The sequence below is a fragment of the Micromonospora palythoicola genome, assembly GCF_036689795.1.
Taxonomy (GTDB): Bacteria; Actinomycetota; Actinomycetes; order Mycobacteriales; family Micromonosporaceae; genus Micromonospora; species Micromonospora palythoicola.
Genome location: NZ_JBAGKI010000001.1, coordinates 244,985 through 251,790, shown reverse-complemented (window position 1 = coordinate 251,790; position 6,806 = coordinate 244,985). Strand labels below are relative to the sequence as shown.

The window sequence follows — 6,806 nt, the reverse complement described above, 5'->3', positions numbered from 1 at the left end:
GTCCTCGAAGTCCGGTCGATACCTCCGGCGTCGGCGTCAGTGCACGTGGGCGAGGGTCAGGCCGTCGGCGATCGGCAGCATCACGGCATCCACCCGTACGTCGGCCAGCACATCCTCATTGAACGCCGCGATCGCCCGGTCGTCGGCGCTCTGCGGTGCCACCACCCGACCGTTACGCAACACGTTGTCCACGGCGATCACACCACCGGGCCGCATCCGAGGCACCAACTCGGCCCAGTAGACCGGGTAGCCGGTCTTGTCGGCGTCGATGAAGGCGAAGTCCAGGTACCGCTCGTGCGGCAGTTCGCGCAGCGTGTCACCGGCCGGCCCGATCCGCAGGTCGATCCGGTCGTCGACACCGGCCCGCGCCCAGTACCGGCGGGCCACGCTCGTGTACTCCTCCGAGATGTCAAAGCAGGTCAGCCGCCCACCCTCGGCCAGCCCACGGGCGATCGCCAGCGACGACAGCCCGGTGAAGGTGCCCACCTCCACCGCCTGCCGGGCGCCGATCAGCCGGGTCAGGAACGTCAGGAAGGCGGCCTGTTCCGGCGCGACCTGCATCGACGCGTGCTCGGGAAGCAGCGCGAGCGTTTCCCGCGCCAGGTCGCTGATGACCTCGTCCGGCGGGGCGCCGTGCGCCACGAGGTACCGGTGCAGGTCGTCGGTGAGTGGAATCGACTTCAGCGTCATCCTCGGAACCTAACCGAGCGGTTCGACGGTCTGGTTACCAGGCGCGACCTTCGTCCACAGATCGGTGATCCGCAGATCCAACTCGGCGAGCAGCCTCCGCAGCAACGGCAGGGAAAGCCCGATGACCGTCCCCGGATCCCCCTCGATCCGCTCCACGAACGGCCCGCCCAATCCGTCGATCGTGAACGCACCGGCCACCGCCAGCGGCTCGCCGGTCGCGACATAGGTGGCGATCTCGTGGTCGCTGATGTCGGCGAAGTGCACCACGGTGGAGGCCACCGCCTCCGCGCGTCGCCCGGCCGCAGTGTCGACGAGACAGTGCCCACTGTGCAGCACCCCGCTACGCCCACGCATCCGCTCCCACCGTCGGGTCGCGTCGGCCTCGTTGTCGGGCTTGCCGAAGATCTCCCCGTCGAAGGCGAGCACCGAGTCACAGCCGAGCACAAGGGTGCGCTCGTCGTCGGTGGGACGCAGCCGACCCAGCACGGCCTGCGCCTTGAGCCGGGCCAACTCGAGGCAGAGATCCTCCGCCCGTTCGGTCACCACGAGCGATTCGTCGACTCCACTGACCAGCACGTCCGGCTCGATGCCGGCAGCCTGGAGAGACTTGCGACGGGCTGGGCTCGCCGACGCGAGCACGAGGCGAAGCGGCAGGGCATCAGACACCCCGCCGACGTTACCGCCTGCCCGCGTACGCCTCACCGCGCACCGCTCGCCCACTCGCTGTGAAGTAGCAGACGAACGACACCCGTAGCCGCGACCCGCCACGCGATTTCCGCAGCCTCGGGGAAGCGCGATGCCGCTGCGTCAGCGAGTGACCCGAGGTGGCGGATCATCGGAACGGCGTCGATGCCGGGCCACCAGCGCCCAAACGCCGCCCGCCGCCACCAGCACCCCCAGCGTGACCAGGCCGCGGACAGTCGCCGCCCGCCCATCGTCAGCCGGCGGCCCAGCCGCCGCCGTGCTAGGACCGGCCGTGTCCGGCGCATCCGCCGGCACCGACCCGAAACCCCTCGGCGGTACGTCCGCCGTCAGCGCCGCCACAAGATCGATGACTCCGTACCCGTACTGGTCGTCCCTCCCCGGCGGCCCCTTGTCGATCGCAGTCGCCGTCAGCCGATGCGCCACCTCGTCAGCCGGCAGATAGGGATACTTAGCCCGGATAAGTGCTACTGCTCCAGCAACGATAGCGGTGGCGCCCGATGTGCCGGTGCTTCGGCGATATCCCATATCGGGGCCGGTGCTATAGATATCTACTGCTGGTGCGCTCACGTCTACCTGCGGCCCATAGGCAGAACCTACCCAAAATTCTCCACTTCGGTCGATGCCGCTTACCGCGATGACGGTGTCGAGCGCTGCAGGATAAATTACCGTGGAGTCGGTTGAAATATTTCCCGCTGCTGCGACAACAACCACATCGGATAGTTGGGCCGACTGTAATGCGCGAATTAGACGCGGGTTAGTTCCGCCGCCGCCGGAGATGCTTATAACATCCGCCCCTTCGCCAATCGCATACTCGATTGCAAGAGCTAGTCGTTCGGTATCTCCGACGTTATCGTGTGTTGAGGAGATGATTGGGAGTACTTGTGCTCTGGGCGCTATCCCTAACACTCCCCTTCCTCTCCCTTGAGCATGGGCGCCGATGATGCCGGCCATCGCCGTTCCGTGCCCGTTCGGGTCCTTGCGGCCGTCACCACGGCTTCCGGGCAGGAGATTCTTCCCCGTTAGCAGATTTCTTGCTAAATCGGGATGGGGATGGACGCCTGTATCAGGAACCGCCACGATCACGCCTTCCCCTTGGCTAAGGTGATGCACCTCCGGCACTTCAAGATAGGGAAGGTGCCATTGGTCAGCCCGCACCTGCCGGACGACATCTTTCGGGGTGGCTCCCGGGCTTGGTAAAGCGACCGGCAACACGCTAACCACGGTCGCCGACGTTAGGATGGCTACCACGTACCGAGAAATGTAGACAGTCACGTGGTAAGGCCGATAGCTGGGCCGGGGTCTATGGGACCTGGATCTTCAGGTGGACGTAAGACCGGATCTACGCCTTGGCTGGTCTTCCACGGGTAGTCCGGATCCCATTTGCGTGGGTCATTGATATCCAGAGCCCGTCTGCCGCGGTGCGCGGTCGTGGAGCTTTCCCCGACGGTGCCAGACAGAAAGCCGGGTAAGGAACTGTAATTCATCCCTGGGAAGCTGCGATTGCCAGGGCGAGAACCGGCTCCGCCTGTAGGGGCGACGCCAGCACCCCCACCACCTATTACTCCGCCGACCGGACTTGTGCGACGCGGCTGATTATGTCCGGAGCTTGGTTGGGTTGATCCGGTGGCGGGTAGTCCGCCAATAATGCCATTCTGGGGTAAATTAGTATGAGGTGAGCCCTGAGGGTGGACGGCGGTTGGCCTCGTGTGTGACTTTCTGCTGATTTCGTACGGAGGGGTAAGGTTATTCGGACCTATCCGGCGACCAGGTGTCCCAAGAAGAGGTGGCACGACTCCTAATGTGGGCGGCGCGACTTGGTTCGGTAGTGCAGGAGTCGGTACTCTGGTATCCGAGGTTGCTGGAGACGGGACTGTCGGAGCGCTGCCGAGCACCGGACCGGTGCCGGGAGGGGGAGTCGCTGACAGAGGTTGTGTTGCGGGACCTGCTTGCCTCCCTGATCCAGTCTCTATGCGCGACAAAAGCGGCACAACCGGTGGAATTGCCGGAGCAGGTTCCCCAGTGGAATATGGATCCACGAGTTCGTGGGAACGGTCCCCAAGGCGCACCACCTGTGTAGGTGGGTGGCGGAGTTGGGTTTGGGCCTGTTGGAGTTCGGTGCTGAGGCCGTACATCACGTTGCGGGCCTGGATGTTCAGCTGCTCCAGGTCCGAGTCGGTGACCGGTGACTGAATGGCTCGGCTGGCGGCGGCAGCTTTAGGGTCGGCGGCGGTTTGTTCCCAGGAGCGCTTCTGTTGCAGTTTGTCGGCGTACTCCTGGTGGATTTTTTCGATCTTGTCTCGGCTGCTGCTGAGGGCCTGGGTCGCGGCCGACAGCGCGGTCTGGTTTGTGGCGGCGGCGTCGTGGGTGCGCTGCACCTGTTCGATCAGCTCGTCGAGCTTGACGAGGTAGGCGTGGGAGGCCGCGTTGGTCTCGGGCGGCCAGGCCTGAGCCAGGCGTTCGCGGTACGTCCTCAGTCGGCCGAGATGCTGGCCGGACAGCTCGGCGATTTTTCGCCAGCCGGCGACGTGACGCCAGTGGTTGTCGGTGTGGTGGCCCTGGAGGCAGGCCCACATGTCGGCCACGTTCATCAGATGCCACTCGGTCAGGCCGCCGCTGCGGCCGACGCCCGGTTCCCTCATGGCACCACCACCGGGCCGGTGTTGTCGGTGCCGGTCGGGTCGACCAGCGGTGGCGAGGCCACGGCCGATGGTGGCGGCGGGCCGGGCTGCCCGAGCGTCTCGCTGACGGGTGGCGCAGTGTGCCGCTCATCGAATGCTCGGTGGACGTCGGCGACGCGGGCGGCGGCGAAGGCGTCCGTGTCGGCGTACTGCTCGGCCACCAGCTTCGCGGCCGCCGCGAGGTTGCCGGTGGCGTCACCGACGCCCCAGACCGCGTTGGTGGTCGCCTGCTGCGTCTCCCAGTGGGTACGCATGAAGTGCACCAGCTCGACGAACGCGTCGGCCGGGTTGGGCACGGTGGTGAGCATGTCGTCGGCGATGTACCGCAGGTGCGGTGCGTAACTGCTCTCCACCTCGGCGCGGAGCTGCTCGGCGAAGTCGCGTAGCTGCCGGATGTCGGCCTCGACGCCCCCGGAACCGCCCAACCAGGACGCGTGTCGATCCTCCTCAGGGATCATCGGCCCTCCCAATCTGTCACGGGCTCGCTCCCCTGAGTGAGGTTAGACGGTGAACGCTCCCTCCGGCAGCCCTGGTCGCGCCCGACCGGGCTGCCGGGAACCAGACGGGGTCAGCGAGGCAGGCCGGAGGTGCGCCAGTTGCCGGCACCGGGCGTCAGCCCCGCGCCCGACGGACGGCCGCTGCGCGCCCAGACCGACGCCGGGGCCGGCGCGGGCCGGGCCGTGGGGCGCGACCGGACGGCGATCACGCCCACCAACGCGGCCAGTTCCTCGGCGGTCGGCACGCCGCGCACCACCCGGAACAACGGCTCTTCGACAGACATGACCTCAGGGTACGCGGACCGGAGGCTGACCTTCGTCGCACAGTGGCGTGCCGGCGGTGTGACCGTCTGCGCTGCCGGGTACCGTCTCAGCGATGTCAGAAGCTGCCCCCCAACTCGTCGCCGACCGGTACCGGCTGCTCTCGCCGCTCGGTCAGGGCGGCATGGGTCGGGTATGGAAGGCGCGCGACGAGGTGCTGCACCGCGACGTCGCCATCAAGGAGCTGGTCCCGCCGCCGGGCCTGACCAGCGACGAACGTCGCGAGATGCGCGAGCGGTCGCTGCGCGAGGCACGCGCCATCGCCCGGCTCAACAACATCAACGTGGTACGCATCTTCGACGTGCTCCGCACCGACGGCGATCCGTGGATCGTTATGGAGTACGTGGCGTCCAAGTCGTTGCAGGACACCATCGCCGAGGACGGCCCGGTGTCGCCGGCGCGTGCCGTGGAGATCGGTCTGGGCGTGCTGAACGCACTGAAGGCCGCGCACAAGGCCGGCATCATGCACCGCGACGTCAAGCCCGGCAACGTGTTGCTCGGCACCGACGGCCGGGTGGTGCTGACGGACTTCGGGCTGGCCACGATCCCCGGTGACCCGAACGTCACCCGGACCGGCATGGTGCTCGGCTCGCCCGCGTACATCGCGCCGGAGCGGGCCCGCGACGGCACCTTCGGCCCGGAGGCCGACCTGTGGTCGCTCGGCGCGACCCTGTACGCCGCTGTCGAGGGCAGGTCCCCCTTCGCGCGCCCCTCGGCGATCAGCACCCTGGCCGCGCTGGCCACCGAGCCGGTGCCGCCGGCCCGCAACGCCGGGCCGCTCAAGCAGGTGCTCGCCGGGCTGCTGCGCAAGGACCCACAGGAGCGGATCACCGCCGAGTCGGCCGAGCGCATGCTGCGCCGGGCCGCTGGGCGCCGGGCCCGGGGCATCTCGCTGCTCGACGGCGTACGCCGACCCGGGCCGAACGGACCGCGGGAGCCACGCCCGCCGTTGGTGCCGGCGCCACGCCCCTCCGGCGAGCGGCCGTCCACCCCGGTCACACCGCCCGCACCTCGTACGCCACCCACCTCAGGGCTACTGGCCGGTGGTGCGGCTGCCGCTGGTTCCACAGCGGACCGTCCGACAGGTGACCAACTCGACCCGACGGCGAAGGTCGACCGGCCGGACGGCCGCGCCGATGCCACTCCGACGGCACGGGTCGCCGGTCCGGACGGCACCGCCGCTGCCGACCCGACGGCCAAGCTCTCGCCGAGCAGCCCTTCGAACGCGGGGCTGGCCGACGCCGGTCCGGACGACTCGGAGCACCGGCAGCGTCGGGCCGACTCGCCGACGGGCGACCGGGACACCGCCCTGGCCGCCGGTGCCGGCACCGCGTCGACCGCCGCCGCGGCAGCCGGAGGGCCGGAGGGTGGTACCGCTCCGGTCGCCGCTGGCGCGGTCGGGGTGCCGGAGGACGGCACCGGCGACGGGCAGTCCGCGCCGACCAACGAGCAGGACGGATCGGACGCCACCGCCGGCGACCGGACCGACTCGGCCTCGGCGGATCCGACGAGCGCCGGGGCCGACACGGCACCGGACGCGACGAACAACGGTGCGACGGCCGGCGAGGCGCACTCGGACGAAGCCGCACCGGACGAGGCGAGCGGTGACCGGCCGGTCGGCGGCCGCACCCGGCTGGATCAGCCGGCGGGGGACGGCAGCCTGCGTACGCCGCAGCCGACCTCGGTCATGCCGGCGGCCCCGGTCAGCCCGGCCCCGACCCGCGGCAACGTCTTCAAGGCCGGGCAGTTCCGCTCGGAGCGGACCCGGCGTGCGGTGCTCGTCGGTGCCGTGGTGGCGCTGCTGCTGCTCGGCGTGGTGGTGGCGGTGCCGCTGCTCAACGGTGGCGACGAGGACGGCGGAACTCCGCCGGCCGCGAACGGCACCAGCAGCGCGCCGGCCCCGACCAGATCAGAA

5 protein-coding genes and 1 pseudogene are annotated in these 6,806 nt (G+C 69.0%); 1 reads left to right on the top strand and 5 read right to left on the bottom strand.

Annotated elements, in window-relative coordinates; genetic code table 11:
• Positions 1–36: 36 nt before the first annotated feature.
• From V5O40_RS01100 to V5O40_RS01080, 5 genes are all read right to left on the bottom strand, one after another.
• Positions 37–690 carry an O-methyltransferase gene (locus tag V5O40_RS01100; protein ID WP_269739845.1) on the bottom strand — a complete coding sequence of 218 codons (654 nt, stop codon included), beginning with the start codon at positions 688–690 and terminating at the stop codon, positions 37–39.
• Positions 691–699: 9 nt separating this feature from the next.
• Positions 700–1,356, bottom strand: a complete 657-nt coding sequence (locus V5O40_RS01095; RefSeq protein WP_332903653.1) for a Maf family protein — start codon at positions 1,354–1,356, stop codon at positions 700–702.
• A gap of 141 nt (positions 1,357–1,497) precedes the next feature.
• Positions 1,498–2,643 (bottom strand): type VII secretion-associated serine protease mycosin, encoded by a 1,146-nt coding sequence (gene mycP / locus V5O40_RS01090; protein ID WP_408631812.1) that lies wholly within the window; start codon positions 2,641–2,643, stop codon positions 1,498–1,500.
• A 1,387-nt stretch (positions 2,644–4,030) separates the two neighbouring features.
• Positions 4,031–4,531, bottom strand: coding sequence for a hypothetical protein (locus V5O40_RS01085; RefSeq protein ID WP_332903651.1), 501 nt, complete (start codon positions 4,529–4,531; stop codon positions 4,031–4,033).
• 110 nt (positions 4,532–4,641) lie between these two features.
• A complete protein-coding gene (locus tag V5O40_RS01080) occupies positions 4,642–4,854 on the bottom strand; it encodes an acyl-CoA carboxylase subunit epsilon (RefSeq protein ID WP_332903650.1) in 213 nt (70 codons plus the stop codon).
• A gap of 92 nt (positions 4,855–4,946) precedes the next feature.
• Here V5O40_RS01080 and V5O40_RS27880 point away from each other — a divergent pair.
• Positions 4,947–6,122 (top strand): annotated as a pseudogene (locus tag V5O40_RS27880) (serine/threonine-protein kinase); the annotation flags it as partial.
• Positions 6,123–6,806: the final 684 nt, after the last annotated feature.

Excerpts from the sequence above, each read along its gene's own strand:
- V5O40_RS01100 (WP_269739845.1), bottom strand. The coding sequence starts at position 690 with ATGACGCTGAAGTCGATTCCACTCACCGACGACCTGCACCGGTACCTC.
- V5O40_RS01085 (WP_332903651.1), bottom strand. The coding sequence starts at position 4,531 with ATGATCCCTGAGGAGGATCGACACGCGTCCTGGTTGGGCGGTTCCGGG.
- V5O40_RS01080 (WP_332903650.1), bottom strand. The coding sequence starts at position 4,854 with ATGTCTGTCGAAGAGCCGTTGTTCCGGGTGGTGCGCGGCGTGCCGACC.